Consider the following 16,202-nt stretch of genomic DNA (forward strand, 5'->3'; position numbering starts at 1 on the left):
CGCGGTTACATCCCCGGTTTTGCCACGCCTTGGCGGCCAAAGAACAACTGTACATACTGTGTCAAGGAGGGCAGGTGGGTGAGGATTAACAGTCCGGTGCTGCTGGTGCTTACGCTGGGTATCGGACTGGCAGGCCTGTTGCTGCCCTTAGTCAACTACGCACCCAATCGACTGATATCCGGTCAGGGTATCGGTCTTGCCACATTGATTTGGGGCGGCTGGATTGGGCTGGCGATACCGCTGGCGGCATGGCTGGCGTTAAGCCTGATTCCGCTCCGGCGCGCCGGACTGGTTGTCACTCTCCTGCTGGCTGAACTGCTGTTCTTTGCATTGGCCTGGCTCGCCGGGATCACCGCCAGCGACCTCGCTGCCCAGGGCGGTGCCCTGGTGAGAACGTCTTTCGGCAGCGGCTATTATTCGATCGCGGCGCTGTGTCTATTGATGGCCGCCGATGCCATCGGTCGATTAACCCGTCGGCCTTTACTGCGCGTGCTGCTCAATCTGCAAATCTGGTTGCCGCTAGTGTGGCTGCTGATGTCGGGTCGACTGGATCAATTATCTCTCCTTAAGGAATACGCAAACCGTTCCGACGTATTTCAGCAGGCTTTTAGCGGCCATTTGATCCTGCTGTTCGGTACGCTGGTGCCGGCCACGCTTATCGGTATACCGCTCGGGCTGTTTTGCCATCATTCTGCCCGCTGGCGACCGCTGATCTTTTCGGTCCTGAATGTGATCCAGACGGTACCGGCCATCGCCCTGTTTGGTCTGCTGATCGCCCCGTTAAGCGGGCTGGCAACCAGTCTGCCCTGGCTGCGGCATTGGGGCATCAGCGGCATCGGCCTTGCGCCGGCGCTGATTGCCCTGGTGCTGTATGCCTTGCTGCCGCTGGTGCGTAGCGTAACAGCGGCGCTGGAATATGTGCCCGCCAGCGTTATCGAAAGCGCACGAGGGATGGGCATGACCGGAAGCCAGATTTTCAGGCGGGTGCAGATTCCGCTGGGGCTGCCGGTGATTTTATCCGGCCTGAGGGTCATCGCGGTGCAGACCGTCGGTATGGGAATGATTGCCGCACTTATCGGTGCCGGCGGTTTTGGCTCACTGATGTTCCAGGGATTACTCAGCAGTGCGCTGGAACTGGTGCTGTTAGGCGTAGTGCCGGCTATCGGCCTGGCGGTGCTGGTAGACACGCTGTTCAAATTGCTTATTTCTTTTATGGAAACCAAACGGCCATGATCGAATTCAAACAGGTGGGAAAATACTTTAACGGTAAACCGGCGATTGAACACCTCGATCTTAATATCGCCAAGGGCGAATTTACCGTGCTGATTGGCACCTCTGGTTCGGGCAAGTCCACTACGCTCAAAATGATCAATCGACTGATTGAGCATGATCAGGGCAAAATCCTGTTTGCCGGCGAGGAGATCCATAACTTCAAGCCAGAAGAACTGCGGCGCAGGATGGGTTATGCCATTCAGTCGATTGGCCTTTTTCCCCACTGGACCGTGGAAAAAAATATCGCCACGGTGCCGCAACTGCTGAAATGGCCGCGAGCAAAAATCCGCGATCGGGTTACCGAACTGCTCGAGCTGCTGCATCTGGATGCCGAGCAGTTCCGTCATCGCTTTCCCCATCAGCTGTCCGGCGGTCAGCAACAACGGGTCGGTGTCGCCCGTGCGCTGGCGGCCAATCCCGATGTGTTGCTGATGGATGAACCCTTTGGAGCGCTCGATCCGGTGACCCGTGCCTCCATGCAGGCGGAAATCGTCCGCATCCATCGCCTTTCCGGCCGAACGCTGGTGCTGGTAACTCATGATATCGACGAAGCGCTGACCCTGGCCGACCGGATCATCCTGCTGGACAACGGCAAAGTGGTCCAGCAGGGCACACCGCAGCAGATGCTGCTGCAGCCTGCCACCCCTTTCGTGCGTGCGTTTTTTGGTCAGGATGATATCGGCATCAGATTGCTGGGACTCGGTACGGCAGGCAGCCATGCCCGGCCAGGCGAACAACTGCCCGGCATAGCGGTTGCTGCCAGCTTGTCTCTGCGCGAAGCACTATCGATATTTATTGCGCGGCAGGCTGAGCAATTGCCGGTTGCCGGCGAGGATGGCAAGGTGGTCGGCGTGCTGCATTTCAGAGACCTGATAAAGCCGGTGAAGGGGGAGGGGTAGATGAGGCGCCGTGTTCTGACCGATCCACTTTGGTGGTGCCTGGCCCTGCTGCTGCTGCTGATGTTCGGCATGCCCTGGTTCAAGGGGCTGTTCAGTTTTCTATTCCCGTCGCTTGCCAGACCGGTCTATCTGCAGGACAGCTTTGCGGTACTCGCCTGGGCCCATATGAAACTGGTGGTGATATCGAGCGTTATCGCCGTTTTGCTCGGGGTAGGTGCGGGGGTCGCGGTGACGCGTCGGGCCGGGCGAGAATTTCGTTCCCTGACAGAAACCCTGGTCGCCGTAGGCCAGACTTTTCCACCGGTGGCGGTGCTGGCGGTAGCGGTACCGGTTATGGGATTTGGCGAGCAACCGGCCATTATCGCCCTGGTGCTTTATGGCCTGCTGCCTATTGTGCAGGGAACGCTAACCGGCATTGATACCGTCCCGGGCGCTATCCGCGAGACGGCGGCCGGTGCCGGCATGACCCGCTGGCAAATTCTGACCCGCGTTGAACTGCCTCTCGCCGCCCCAGTGATTATCGCCGGTATCCGAACATCGATCATGATCAATATCGGCACCGCCGCCATTGCGGCGACGGTCGGCACCAAAACCCTGGGTTCGCCGATTATCATCGGACTGAGCGGTTTCAATACTGCCTACATACTGCAGGGGGCCGTGCTGGTCGCTTTGCTGGCCATTGTCACCGATCTGGTGTTCGAGCGCTGGTTATCCCGTCTGGATCGGCGTGCCGGCCGGGCGTGAATGGATCTCATCGACCGCAGTCAGCGACGCAGCGGTTTTTACTTAGGTCAACTGTGGACGATGACGATATAGCCTGCGAGCATTACGCCGCCTATTGCGCCAAGCGCGCAGAGCGAAATCAGGCCGAATACGCCGGCGCGAACAAGATTCATTGTTTTCATTCCTTATCAGGGCATGGGGCATTATAAGTGCTCGGCGGCAGGAAACAAGCCGTCAGGGCAACTGCTGTACGGTGACTTTTTTTGCGACGCCCCTGCAGATATGTACAGTATCAGGCTGACGCCGTCGCCGGTCTGTGTGACAATACCGGTCCTGTTGATTACATTATGAAGGCTCATGTCGCTGTCCGTTGCTACCAAAGCGCAAATCCACGACTGGTATAAAGCGCTGCAGAAACATATCCCGGATTTCATTTCGCGCGCTCCTCAGCGTCAAATGATTGCCGAGGTCGCACGCACGCTTGGCGGCGAAAGCGAACGGCATCTGGCGATTGAAGCGCCCACCGGGGTCGGCAAAACCCTGTCGTACCTGATTCCGGGTATCGCCATCAGCCGCGCCGAAGAAAAACCGCTGGTCGTTAGTACCGCCAACGTAGCCCTGCAGGATCAAATCTTCAGTAAAGATCTGCCGCTGCTGCGAAAAATCATTCCGGATCTGAAATTCACCGGCGCCTTCGGTCGTCGGCGCTATGTCTGTCCGCGCAATCTGGCCATCCTCGCGGCGGATACCGCCTTTCAGGGCGACCTGATGCTGTTTCTGGATGAAGAGATGGCGCCGGCCACCGGCGCTGAGCAGGCACTCTGCGTTTCGCTGCAAAAAGCGCTGGCAAGCTTTGCCTGGGACGGCCTGCGCGATCATTATACGCAAACCGTCAATGATCCGCTGTGGTCCAGGCTCAGTACCGACAAAGCCAACTGCCTCGGGCGTAATTGCCATTATTTTCGTGAGTGCCCGTTTTTTCTGGCGCGCAAGGAAATTGAAAACGCCGATGTGGTGGTCGCCAATCATGCGCTGGTGATGGCGGCAATGGAGAGCGAATCGGTGCTGCCGGAGGCAAAAAACATGCTGTTGGTGCTTGATGAAGGGCACCACCTGCCTGACGTCGCTCGTGATGCTCTGGAGATGGAGGGGGAAATCACCCTGACGTTCGTCTCACATCAGCTGGATCAGTTTATGCGTCAGACGGAACAGGTACTGGCGCAATTCCGCCCGGCCAAACCTCCCCGACTCAGCGAAGCCGGCCGGCTGAAAAACCACTGCGACGAGATACTGGCGCTGGTGCTGGCATTTGGCCAGCAGGCCGCCGGTTTTTTGCCCAGGGACAGTGTGCAGGCGGAACACCGGTTTGAGATGGGACAGCTGCCGCCTGAAATGACCGAAATCGCCGCCAGGCTGCACAAGCTTGCGGAAGAGCTGCGGATGCTGGCGGAATTCATTCTTGACGATCTGAGCGAGAAAACCGCCAAGCATGACATCGTCAAACTCCACCAGGCGCTGCTGCAGCAGAGCCGCAGCCTGGGATACTGGGAATCGACCGCCCGGCTATGGAAACTTGCCGCGCTGCAGGAGGCTTCCAATGCGCCGATTTCCAAATGGCTGACGCGTGAAATGGGCGAGAATGGCGCCCACTTGTATCTGCACTGCGTCGGCATCCGCGTCAGCAGCCAGTTGGAAAAACTGCTGTGGTCCCGGGTGCCCCACGTGGTGGTCACTTCGGCGACGCTGCGTTCGCTACAAAGCTTTAAGCGCATGCAGGAGCTTTCCGGGCTAAAGGAGCGCGCCGGGGATCGCTTTATCGCGCTTGACTCCCCCTTTGATCACCGCCATCAGGGCAAACTGGTTATCCCGCTGATGGACAATGAACCGGTAATGGCCCGTGAAGCCGAGCACATCGAGGAGATGGCGCGTTTCTTCCAGGCCGAGCTTGCCGCCGGTCTTCATCATGGCATGCTGGTGCTGTTTGCCAGTCATCGGGCGATGCAGCTATTCCTGACCCACCTTGCCAGCCAGAGGCTCTGCCTGCTGGTGCAAGGAGACCAGCCACGCTATCGGCTGGTTGAAGCACACCGCCGCCGGGTGGAGGCAGGCAAGACCAGCGTGCTGGTGGGTCTGCAGTCGTTTGCCGAAGGGCTGGATCTGAAAGGCGAATTGCTGACCCAGGTCCATATCCACAAAATTGCCTTCCCCCCTATTGACAGCCCGGTAGTACTGACCGAAGGTGAATGGCTCAAAAGCCAGCAACGGCACCCGTTTGAGGTGCAGAGCCTGCCTGTCGCCTCATTCAACTTGATACAGCAAGTGGGGCGTCTTATCCGCAGCCATGCATGCACTGGCGAAATCGTGATTTATGATCGTCGGTTGCTGAGTAAAGCGTACGGGGCCAGGCTGCTGGCGGCGCTGCCGGTATTTCCGATCGAGCAGCGCGCGGTCTGAACCCAGCCGGTGCGTGGAGGCGTTCGCCCGCTGCAGCACCGAGTGACGGGGTGTTGCCGGCCGGCCCGCCAGTGTAACGGCAGGCCAGCCGATTGACGGCGATATATCATGGGCGGCAGAGACAACACAAAGGGATGGCCTATGGATTACACTAAGATCATTAAAGAGATAGGCCGCGGCAAGCATCACGCGCGCAGTCTCGACCAGCCGACAGCCCTGGCGCTTTATCGGGCGATGCTGGCCGGTGAAGTGCCTGACCTTGAACTGGGCGGCATCCTCATTGCATTCCGCATCAAGGCTGAGGCCGAAGAGGAAATGCTCGGCTTCTATCAGGCGATGCAGGAGCGGGTGATGCCGCTGCAGGCGCCGGCGGATATGCCGCCGCCCATCGTTATACCCAGCTATAACGGTGCCCGCAAACAGGCCAACCTCACCCCCTTGCTGGCCATGGCGCTATCCACGCTCGGTTTCCCGGTAGTGGTGCATGGCGTCAGCCATGATCCCGCCCGGGTAACCAGCGCGGAGATCTTCCGGGCGCTTGGCATTCATCCGCCGACCCGCCGTGAAGATGCGCAAAGTGCGTTGATAATGCAAAGAAAACCGCTATTCCTGCCGATTAAGCTGATGTCGCCGGAAATGGATTCACAGCTTAATCTGCGCTGGCGTATGGGCGTCAGGAACAGCGCCCACACCCTGGCCAAGCTGGCGACGCCGTTTCATCATCATCTGCACTGGCGGCTGGCCAGCGTTTCGCATCCAGAATATGTGCCCCGGGTAGCGGCGTTTTTCACCGCCATCAATGCCAGCGGCCTGCTGATGAACGGCACCGAAGGCGAGACCTATGCCAATCCTCAGCGCATGGCCAGGATTATCGGACTTCACCGAGGTGAACAGGAACTGTTGCTGGATCCGCAACAGTACCCACTGCCGCCGCTGTCTTCCCAGCCGGAGGGGCGAGATGCGCTCAGTACCGCCCGCTGGACCGAAGCCTGCCTGCGAGGAGAGCTTGCCTTGCCGGATGCTATCCGGCTGCAGCTCGCCTGCTGCCTGAAAGCCACCGGACAGGCGGACGGGATTGCCAGCGCGCTTGACACTATCGACCGGGCATTCAGTCCCGGCTGACTCAACCTATCGGCCGGACATCAAAGGGACGGCGTTTTCAGCAAGGGGTAATGACTCGCTATGCAACAGGCACTTGAGTATTTTAATCGTCTCAATCAGGACTATCTGGCGGTCCACCAGGCGAAAGAAGATCTGTTTTGGCAGAATTATATGGCTATCGGCGCTGCAGATGTCCCTGAGCGCTTCGCTGAGGCCGAAACGGCCTATAAACGCTTTATTTCATCACCGTCCAGGCCGGCCGAGCTGCGTGAATATATCGCCGGGCTGCATGGCCTTCCCGCAGGTCAGGAACGGGACGCGCTGTTGCATGGCCTCAATGGCTGGGCGCGATTCTTTGACTGTAATGTCATCGAGGATGCTGAGGCTCAAGCGCTGATGGACCAGATCATCGCCGCTGAAAACAGCCTGTATATCCGCCGCAAAACGCAGGTGCTCAGGCATCAGGACGGCAGCGACGAGCCGGTGCCGGCGACGCTTGGTGAGCTCCTGACCAATCAGGCCAATAACGACGATGAAGCCTGTCGGCGGAGTTCTCATCTGGCACTTAATCAGCTGGAGCTATGGCTGGTGAATAACGGTTTCCCCGAACTGGTCCGGTTGCGCAATCAGTTCGCCCGCCGAATGGGATACCGGAATTTTTTTGATTACAAGGTTAACAAGACAGAACAGATGACCCCAGAGCAGCTGTTCGCCATTCTTGAAAGCTTTGAATCCCAGACCCGCGATGCCAACGTGAATAGCCTCAGGGTCCTGGCGCAGGCGAAAGGGCAAAGCGCTTTGGAGCCCTGGAATATACGCTATGCCAGCGCCGGAGACGTCACCCGCCAGCTGGACCCCTATCTGCCGTTCTCGCAATCGTTGCGCCGTTGGGTAGACAGTTTTAAACGGCTGCATATCGGTTTTCGCGGTGCCGCCATGCAGCTGGATCTGCTGGTGCGCAAGGACAAGTATGAAAACGGGTTTATGCATGGCCCGGTCCCACCGTTCTGGCATAACGGCGGTTGGGTGCCGGCCAGACTGAATTTTACCAGCCTGGCCCGGCCGGATCAGATCGGCAGCGGCATCAGCGGCATCAATACCCTGTTCCACGAAGGAGGGCATGCGGCGCATTTTTCCAATATCACCCAGAACGCACCGTGTTTTTCCCAGGAGTTTCCGCCGACCTCAATGGCCTATGCCGAAACCCAGTCGATGTTCTGCGACAGCCTGCTTGACGATGCCGACTGGCTGAAGCGCTATGCGCTCAATGCTGATAATGAACCGATTCCTGACGCGCTGATCCATCAGTCGATTGCTGCACGCCAGCCGATGCGCGCTTTCAATGAACGGCATATTCTGCTGGTGCCTTACTTTGAATGGGCGCTGTATCAGTGGGAGGATGAAAAGCTGACGCCGGAGAATATTATTGCTCTGGCGCGCCAGACCGAGCTGAAGATCCTGGGGGTGAGCGGCAGCCCGCGGCCCACCATGGCCATACCTCACCTGCTGTCACAGGAATCAGCCTGTTCCTATCAGGGCTACCTGCTGGCGCTGATGGCGGTTGAACAGACCCGGCATTTCTTCCTTGAGCGCGACGGCTATCTGACGGACAATCCGGCTATCGGACCCGATCTGGCCCGGCATTATTGGGCCCCAGGCAACAGCGTCAGCCATAACGATACGCTACTGAGGCTGACCGGCGAGGGTTTTAATCCGGCCTATCTGGCTGAGGTCTGCAATCAGACGGTAGACCAGGCCTGGCAACTGGCCCGTGCAACCATGGATAAAGCCGCGCTGCGGCCGCAGCCGGCGGCTGATTTCGACCTGCAGGCGTCAATACGGATTATCGATGGCGAACTGACACTGGCATCTAATCAGCAAGGCGATGAAGACATGTGCTGGGCGTTTGAGCAGGCGATAACCAAAAGATATGGCTGAGGTGATTATGCCTCGCCCCTGAGGGCGGCGAGGCCACCAGAACGCGGTTTACCGCATGCGGTGCTGATTAACCTGAGCGTTAGATATCATTATGTTCACTGGCTGGGGCTGTAATGAACTGTCGGGTGAAGGATCTTTTGCCTGAGGCAACAAGAGGGACCTGCTACCAGGTTTGTAGCAGGTATCAATCCTGATGATAAACCGGGCTGTAGCCTTTCACTGCCTGACTATTGCTGGTAAGGACCTGTCGTGGGCAACTGCCGGCGGTTTCGGCGGTGGTCTTGTCAATGCAGGCGCTGTCAGTTCTGATGTTCCTGGGCATATCGGGAACGCTTGAGGCCCAGGCGGTGCAGGTTGCCAGGCTTGCTGCCAGCAGCAGTGAATGAGAATAAATTGATAGTTTCATAATAATAACTGAGTAAATAATATCATATTAGATGCTTATGATACTCTTATTTATCAGTAATAACACAGGTGATTATTGAAAAAGTTATTCATCTTTTTTGATGCAGCTGTTCGGTGATAGTCTCAGCTCTCAGTCACCCGGACGAAACAGGTCAAAACGCAACTCATCACTGATGCCGTAGTATGCGCTAGGCCCACCTGCGCGCAGTATCGGCTGGGCGGCTGCGGTCTGGTAAATCCCTTCAGCATCCAGCAGCGACCTTTCAATATGCACACCAATCACTTCTCCCAGCACCAGCCAGGTATCAAGTTGCCGGGCGTCAGCAGCCCGCAGTTGGATGCACTGGGTCAGCCGGCATTCGAAATTGACCGGGCTTTCGGCAACTCGGTGGGCAGACACCTGTTCTCCTTTCACCGCCGTCAGGCCGGCCAGTTCAAATTCGTCTTCACCGGCCGGCAGGGGCGCTGAACAACGATTCATCGCTTCGGCCAAAGGACGGGTCGCCAGGTTCCAGACAAATTCCCCGGTGGCGACAATGTTGGCGACGCTGTCTTTCCAGCCCACGCTGCTGAAGCCGATAATGGGCGGATGATAATTGAAACAGTTAAAAAAACTGTAGGGCGCCAGGTTACGCTGCCCATGTTCGCTGACCGAGGCTATCCAGCCGATAGGCCTTGGCCCGATAATGGCATTAAGCGGATCATGGGGCAGACCATGGCCGTTACGGGGTTCATAATAATGTCTGGATTGACTATTCACATTTGCTCCGTTATGCGCATCGTCAGGACGAGGGTAAAATATGGCTGCCTGCTGCCGAACTGGGGTCGGCATCAGGCGCATCGCTGTTATTGATGACCTGTACCGCCTGATAGGGTGGCTTGATGCCTGCCGCTTCAAAATGATTTTTGACCAGACCATCAAGCGCAAATCGCACTGTCCACTGTTTCAGGGCCTGGGTGGTAAAAGAAACCCGAACGGTAAAGGCTTGATTGGTCAGACCGACCACACCGCCGAAATTGGGCTCGCCGATGACCAGTGGGCCAATATCCGGCTTTTGCATCAGTTCACTGACCGCTTCTCGCAGAATGGTGTTCACTTTATCGATATTTTCATTGCGACTGACGTCATAGTTGGCCACAAACGAGCCGATACCGCGAACAAAGTTAGCAAAAGTGGTAATAGAAGAGTAGGGAATTATGTGATAGGCACCGGTATCCTGGCGCACGCCGACCGATCGGATAGTCATTCGCTCAACCACGCCGGTGACATCACCAATAGTCACCAAATCGCCGGTATTCATCCCATTTTCAAATTGAATAAATACCCCGGTTATTACGTCTTTTACCAAGGTTTGCGAGCCAAAACTGACTGCCAGGCCCAAGGCTCCGGCACCTGCCAACAGCGGCGCGATATTAACCCCTATCTCAGACAAAATGATCATGATAGTGATGGTACTGATAATGACGGAAAGCGCATTACGAAACAGCGTCAGCAGAGTACGAGTACGGGCACTGGGCTGCGGGCGGCCATGGGCATCGGTGGCCAACCGATTTTCGATAAGGCTCGCCAGCAGCGTCCAGCCTAGCACCGAGAAAAACATGATGATCGCAATGCGCAGCAACGCATCCACCATCCGGGCACCGACATCATCGGTCAACCAGTGGCCCAAATCGAACAGATGCCAGGCATCCAGCAGCATCAATATCACGCTGCACACCACCAGAATGCGGCAGATCTTCAGGCCGCCGGAAACATAGACATTTATTCTCTGCTGCAGTTGGGGATAATTACGCCGCATATCGGCAGACAAACTGATATGCCGCGATATCCAACGGGTTAACAGGCCGGAGAGCAGGGCACCGATGCTTATCATCATCAGACTTTTGACGGTGGCGGTGACCATGAATTTCAGGCTGTTGCCGGGATCGAACTGAGTGAGGAAAAAGAGCACCACAAAATAAGTGATTGCCAGCCAGTGCCACACCAGGCTGAAGGCCCTGATAAACACGCTGAAAAATGCCAGCGAACGGTTGGCGAGTCTTTCAAGCTCCTGCTGAAGTACACGCTTGTTGCGCACAATCAATAGCAGTATGTAAAGCGTGGTGCCGAGCATCAGCATAAAGTTGACCACCGCGGCAATCTGCAGACTGGTTTGATTGGCGATTATCGGTACTACCACCATTGAGCTATAGCCAATAAATCCGCTGACCAGGCTGAGTCGGTTATTCCAATAGCGTGCGCCCTGATCCCCTATCGGGAAACGGCGAATCTCCGGATAACCAGGGCAGAAGATCATCCTCAGCAACAGTTTGAAAAATTCCATCAAGGCAAAAGCATTCAGGAACAGCGCCTGCTGGCGGGCCAGAACCCGGCTGCCATCGCTTAGATACTGGCCGAGTAACTGCCCCACCATCACCGCCGCCAATAATAAGCCCAATTCAGCAGCAAATGCACCCAGCAGGACTAGCACCGCTTTGACGCCACTTTTGTAGCGCTCATGGGTCTTGCGTCCCCAGTGGCCCACTCGACGCAGCAGGGGAGCAATCACCAGACGGGCGGCAAAATAAAAGGCAAATGTGGCGCCGGACAGCAGAGCGAATCGGCTTAAGGCCTGAAGAAATACCCCCTGGTTAAAACGATGCTGAGGAGCATGGGTAAGGGTGTTGTGCAATACGGCGAGCTTATTGCTCACCACGCCGCTGTAATGACGGGTTACACCGGTGATGCTGTCAAGCAACGTCGGCGGATCGTCCTGACTGTCGCTGCCCGGGGCGAGTTGCGGCGTGACATCGCTCTGTTTGCCATCGGCAGCGGCGCGCAACTGCTGGATCAAATCTGCCCGTGAATTCTCGTCATCCAGAATATTGGCCAAGGCCGCATAGGAAGCCTGTTGTTCGGCCTCTTCGCCGGGTTTTTCCTGTTCTTCCTGCTTGCCCTGGGTGTGTGCTGAGGCTACCGCCTGCGATGGATTTACCCCTGCCGGATCAGAGGCTGCCATGGCGCGGGGGAGTAAAACGAACGGGATGAGTAATAGCAGGACGATGTTCCGCAGATGCATCAGGTGCAAACGCGTCACCGATAGACCGGAATACAGCGGCATTAACCTTTCCTCATGGCGGAGGTTGAAAACAAAGCAAAATAAAATCAATGAGGTTAAGTATAGATACCTTCAGCGATTATGCCGCCCTAGCGAAAAAGCATGTTACCGCGCTGGTCTCAGCGCAGTTGACTGCCTTTACTGTCGCGCCGGTCTCAGCGCCGCTGAGTGTCTTATTGCCGCGCCGGTTTCAGCGCAGTTGACTGTCTTTGCTCCCGCGGCGGTTATAGCCAGCATGAGACGCGGCTTTTCTATCCCGCGCCGACTGGCAACTAATACACAATTGGACGCCGGGTACAGCTTCGCGCCTCGCTGGTGGAATCGGTTCGTCGCATTCCTGGCAGCAGGCGGCGCTGGGCCCTTTCAACCGGTTCATGCGGGCGCGGTCTACCGCGTCATTGATGGTAGAATCGATTTGATCCTGTACGGCACCGTCTGGCGCCCAACCACTGGCCATAAGATAAGCTCCTGTTATTCAAGGAATGAAAGAATGCCAACCTTGGCAAATAAAAAAGGCTGGCCGCTTGCGCCGCCAACCTTATTATTTACTGGCCCGAGTACAGCATTATCGGGTAAATGACTCTCCGCTAATGCCGGACCAGAAGCTGTGCCTGGGTTATTCGATATTGGACTCGATAAACCACAGGTATTTATCCAGATCACGTGAAGCGGCGGTGAAGATGTCTGCGGTGTCTTCATCTTCAACTTCAGTGATCGCCTTACGAGTGTCATTAGCGACGACACCATAGCGATCGGCCAACGCCTTCAAATGATCCTGAACGCTGTGAATATTGGTCGGATAGCTCTTCAGCGGCGTCCGGTCATTCGTCACCTGTACGGTTCCAAGCGCAACGCCACCCAGCTGTACCACACGTTCTGCGATGGTGTCTTGATGTTCGAGAAGAGTGGCTCGGAACTCATCCAGCATTTCATGCACGCCAATAAAGTTGCTGCCGCGCATATTCCAATGCGCCTGTTTGGTGATGAGCGCCAAATCGACAAATTCCACTACCAGACGGTTAAGTACTTCGATAGTGGCCGTCTTGACCTCTTCTTCAACATCATTGCGTGTATAAATAAGGTCTGAAGATTTCGTTTTAACCAGTTTAGCGGTGCTCATATTTAAACGTCCTCTTATGTCTAATTGATTTAATAGTTTTTAATTTCGTTCAGGCTTTCAGTATAGCAGCAGTTTCACTTTTTGCTTCCTATTACTGATATTGGCCATATCTTTGCTTGATCAATATAGTTACACTTTATTAACAGCCCGCTCCCGCTGGGGACGGGGGAATAACCTGCAGTTCCCTTTTGCCGTCTGGCGCGTCATCCTACAAGAAATTAATTTTACCAATTATTATCTAAATATTAATACAAATACTTTTCATTTGAATTAACCTGGCGGAAATAACTGAATTGCTGACTATTGGCCGGTGGCGCCCGGAATCCGCTGTGGTCGATAGCGGATAAAAATAGCACAACGCCAGCGCGGTGTTAAACGTAAATAAGCCGTCAATGACGGTAAACTTGACGGGCTAATGTGTAAGTTCTGCCAGGCCAGTGATTTTTTTACGAAAAAACTTACGCAAAATTCTCAGGCTGGACTATTTTTTGATCGTTCGGTTAAGAATTATCTGGATATCAGCAATGGGGTAAGAAAAATATAGCAAACGGCTTTGCGCAAAACATAAGTAAAATGAATGGGATAGATGAAGCTGAAAACTTATGTTACACGATACCATTGCTTGGACAATAAATATGAAGCAGAGTTTCGTGCTGCTTTTTGTTATATTTCCATTGTTAGGACGTAAATTCACATTTGAGGTGGTTATGAAAAAAATTGCATGTCTTTCAGCGTTAGCATGTGTTCTGGCCGTTGCCGCAGGTTCTGCGTCTGCTGGTCAAAGCACCGTATCAGCAGGTTATGCCCAGGGCGACGCACAAGGCGTAGTCAACAAGGCTAACGGTTTTAACCTGAAGTACCGTTACGAATTCGATAATGATGAGCCTTTAGGCTTCATTACGTCCTTCACTCACATCGAAGACGACAGTTCTTCCGACGGTTACTATTCCAAAGGCCAATACTACGGCTTTACCGCTGGTCCTGCTTACCGCCTCAACGACTGGGCAAGCATTTACGGTGTAGTGGGCTTTGGCCATGGCCGCTTCCAGAACAATGCTTCCAACGGTTCTGAAAATAACAGCAATAGCGACTACGGCGTAGCGTACGGCGCTGGTCTGCAGTTCAACCCGATGGAAAACGTGGCAATTGACGTGTCTTATGAACAAAGCCGCATCCGTTCTACCGATATCGGTACCTGGATTGCCGGTGTAGGTTACCGCTTCTAAGACCTTTTCAGGGCCGTGCGCTGCGATAATATCGCCGCCTACGGCCTTGTTATTGTTGATTCCCTGGCTTATTCGTTTTACCTCCCAAGTCTGGCCGCTGACCAGCGTACGCCGCAAGTATGGCTTTGCTCGCGTCTCTAAGCGCCTCCATAGCCTGACTGCCCGCCGTTTTATCCCCATCATTGTCGGCATGACCGGATTATATTCACTGATACCACGCTAGAAGGCACATTTAATCGCCGATATATGGCATAATGTGGCTAATGTCACGTTTTAACCAAGAGTACCTCTTTTGCTAATCAGTAATAACATCACCATGCAATTCGGCAGCAAGCCGCTGTTCGAAAATATTTCCGTGAAGTTCGGCGGTGGCAACCGCTATGGCCTTATCGGCGCCAACGGCTGCGGTAAATCAACCCTGATGAAAATACTCGGCGGCGATCTGGTGCCGAGCGGCGGTCATGTCAACCTGGATCCTAATGAACGGTTGGGTAAACTGCGTCAGGATCAATTTGCCTTTGAGCATTACACGGTGCTGGATACGGTCATCATGGGCCACGGCGAGCTGTGGGCCGTCAAGGAAGAGCGTGATGCCATCTACGCCATGGCGGAGATGAGCGAAGCCCAAGGCTATCGCGTAGCCGATCTGGAAGTCCTGTATGGCGAAATGGACGGTTATACCGCCGAAGCGCGCGCCGGTGAACTGCTGCTTGGCGTCGGTATCCCGGTCGAACAGCATTATGGCCTGATGAGCGAAGTCGCCCCGGGCTGGAAACTGCGTGTGCTGCTGGCTCAGGCGCTGTTCGCTAATCCTGATATCCTGCTGCTGGATGAACCTACCAACAACCTGGACATCAATACCATCCGTTGGCTGGAGCAGGTGCTGAACGAACGTAACAGCACAATGATTATCATTTCCCATGACCGCCACTTTCTGAACATGGTATGCACCCATATGGCTGATCTGGATTACGGTGAGCTGCGTATTTATCCGGGCAACTATGATGATTATATGACCGCGTCTACCCAGGCCCGTGAGCGCCTGATGTCGGACAACGCCAAGAAAAAAGCGCAGATCGCCGAGCTGCAGTCATTCGTCAGCCGCTTTAGCGCCAACGCATCCAAATCTCGCCAGGCAACATCCCGTGCCCGCCAGATTGATAAGATCAAGCTGGATGAAGTTAAAGCATCCAGCCGGCAGAATCCGTTTATCCGCTTTGAGCAGGACAGGAAACTGTTCCGTAACGCGCTTGAAGTACAGCAACTGAGTCAGGGTTATCAGGATTTGCCGCCGCTGTTCAGCAAAGTGAACATGATGGTGGAAGTCGGCGAAAAAGTGGCGATTCTTGGCGCTAACGGTATCGGTAAAACCACGCTGTTGAAAACCCTGTTCGGTGAATTACCGCCGCTGTCAGGGGAGCTCAAATGGTCCGAGAACGCCAGTATCGGCTATTACGCTCAGGATCACGCCGGTGACTTTACCGAAAACCTCTCGGTATTCGACTGGATGAGCCAGTGGAAGCAGCCAAGCGACGACGAACAGGCGGTGCGCAGCATTCTTGGCCGGCTGCTGTTTAGCCAGGATGATATCGTCAAGCCGGTCAGCGTGCTGTCCGGGGGCGAAAAAGGCCGTATGCTGTTTGGTAAATTGATGATGTCCAAGCCTAATATCCTGCTGATGGACGAACCAACCAACCATCTGGATATGGAGTCCATCGAATCGCTTAACATGGCGCTTGAGGTCTACCAGGGTACGCTGATCTTCGTTTCCCATGACCGCGAGTTCGTCAGTTCACTGGCGACCCGCATCATCGAGATGACGCCTGAAAAAGTTATCGATTTCAGCGGTAACTACGAAGATTACCTGCGCAGCCAGGGCCTGAACTAATTTCTGCAGAGCGGACCGGCCGACATAATACAGGCCGGCCAGCTCTGTAGTCCTTACCTCACAGAGCTGCTATACCGT

At 55.2% G+C, this 16,202-nt stretch carries 14 protein-coding genes; 8 read left to right on the forward strand and 6 right to left on the reverse strand.

From position 1 onward, the window contains the following. Positions 1 to 78 precede the first annotated feature (78 nt). The 3 genes from EDC52_RS08150 to EDC52_RS08160 are packed head-to-tail and all read left to right on the forward strand — an operon-like array spanning position 79 to position 2,915. Positions 79 to 1,233, forward strand: a complete 1,155-nt coding sequence (locus EDC52_RS08150; RefSeq protein WP_131864840.1) for an ABC transporter permease — start codon at positions 79 to 81, stop codon at positions 1,231 to 1,233. Next, the gene (locus EDC52_RS08155; protein ID WP_131864841.1) at positions 1,230 to 2,171 is read left to right on the forward strand and encodes an ABC transporter ATP-binding protein; all 942 of its coding nucleotides are present in this window, start codon (positions 1,230 to 1,232) and stop codon (positions 2,169 to 2,171) included. Before EDC52_RS08150 ends, EDC52_RS08155 begins: the two co-directional genes overlap by 4 nt. Beyond that, positions 2,172 to 2,915, forward strand: coding sequence for an ABC transporter permease (locus tag EDC52_RS08160; protein ID WP_131864842.1), 744 nt, complete (start codon positions 2,172 to 2,174; stop codon positions 2,913 to 2,915). A 47-nt stretch (positions 2,916 to 2,962) separates the two neighbouring features. On the opposite strand, the gene EDC52_RS20040 is transcribed toward EDC52_RS08160, so the two are convergent. After that, positions 2,963 to 3,067 (reverse strand): hypothetical protein, encoded by a 105-nt coding sequence (locus EDC52_RS20040; protein WP_230467980.1) that lies wholly within the window; start codon positions 3,065 to 3,067, stop codon positions 2,963 to 2,965. Positions 3,068 to 3,251: 184 nt separating this feature from the next. On the opposite strand from EDC52_RS20040, the gene dinG reads away from it, so the two are divergent. From dinG to EDC52_RS08175, 3 genes are all read left to right on the forward strand, one after another. Further along, positions 3,252 to 5,348 (forward strand): ATP-dependent DNA helicase DinG, encoded by a 2,097-nt coding sequence (gene dinG / locus EDC52_RS08165; RefSeq protein WP_131864843.1) that lies wholly within the window; start codon positions 3,252 to 3,254, stop codon positions 5,346 to 5,348. A 141-nt stretch (positions 5,349 to 5,489) separates the two neighbouring features. Further along, positions 5,490 to 6,470, forward strand: coding sequence for a DNA-binding protein YbiB (ybiB, locus tag EDC52_RS08170; protein ID WP_131864844.1), 981 nt, complete (start codon positions 5,490 to 5,492; stop codon positions 6,468 to 6,470). 60 nt (positions 6,471 to 6,530) lie between these two features. After that, positions 6,531 to 8,387, forward strand: a complete 1,857-nt coding sequence (locus tag EDC52_RS08175) for a M3 family metallopeptidase (protein ID WP_131864845.1) — start codon at positions 6,531 to 6,533, stop codon at positions 8,385 to 8,387. A 184-nt stretch (positions 8,388 to 8,571) separates the two neighbouring features. Here EDC52_RS08175 and EDC52_RS08180 read toward each other — a convergent pair whose 3' ends face one another. From EDC52_RS08180 to dps, 5 genes are all read right to left on the reverse strand, one after another. Continuing rightward, positions 8,572 to 8,793 carry a hypothetical protein gene (locus EDC52_RS08180; protein ID WP_131864846.1) on the reverse strand — a complete coding sequence of 74 codons (222 nt, stop codon included), beginning with the start codon at positions 8,791 to 8,793 and terminating at the stop codon, positions 8,572 to 8,574. 129 nt (positions 8,794 to 8,922) lie between these two features. After that, positions 8,923 to 9,552, reverse strand: coding sequence for a flavin reductase family protein (locus tag EDC52_RS08185; RefSeq protein WP_131864847.1), 630 nt, complete (start codon positions 9,550 to 9,552; stop codon positions 8,923 to 8,925). 22 nt (positions 9,553 to 9,574) lie between these two features. Then, positions 9,575 to 11,851, reverse strand: a complete 2,277-nt coding sequence (gene ybiO, locus EDC52_RS08190) for a mechanosensitive channel protein (protein WP_131865141.1) — start codon at positions 11,849 to 11,851, stop codon at positions 9,575 to 9,577. Between the two features lie 229 nt (positions 11,852 to 12,080). Then, entirely contained in the window at positions 12,081 to 12,347 is a 267-nt protein-coding gene (locus EDC52_RS08195) for a DksA/TraR family C4-type zinc finger protein (protein ID WP_131864848.1), read from the reverse strand. Positions 12,348 to 12,506: 159 nt separating this feature from the next. After that, positions 12,507 to 13,010, reverse strand: a complete 504-nt coding sequence (gene dps, locus EDC52_RS08200; RefSeq protein ID WP_131864849.1) for a DNA starvation/stationary phase protection protein Dps — start codon at positions 13,008 to 13,010, stop codon at positions 12,507 to 12,509. Positions 13,011 to 13,717: 707 nt separating this feature from the next. Between dps and ompX the strand changes: the two genes are divergently transcribed. Then, complete coding sequence (ompX, locus tag EDC52_RS08205) at positions 13,718 to 14,236, forward strand: outer membrane protein OmpX (RefSeq protein WP_131865142.1); 519 nt, start codon at positions 13,718 to 13,720, stop codon at positions 14,234 to 14,236. A gap of 292 nt (positions 14,237 to 14,528) precedes the next feature. After that, entirely contained in the window at positions 14,529 to 16,124 is a 1,596-nt protein-coding gene (locus EDC52_RS08210) for an ABC-F family ATPase (RefSeq protein ID WP_131864850.1), read from the forward strand. Positions 16,125 to 16,202: the final 78 nt, after the last annotated feature.

This window comes from Biostraticola tofi, from assembly GCF_004343195.1.
Classification (GTDB): domain Bacteria; phylum Pseudomonadota; class Gammaproteobacteria; order Enterobacterales; family Enterobacteriaceae; genus Biostraticola; species Biostraticola tofi.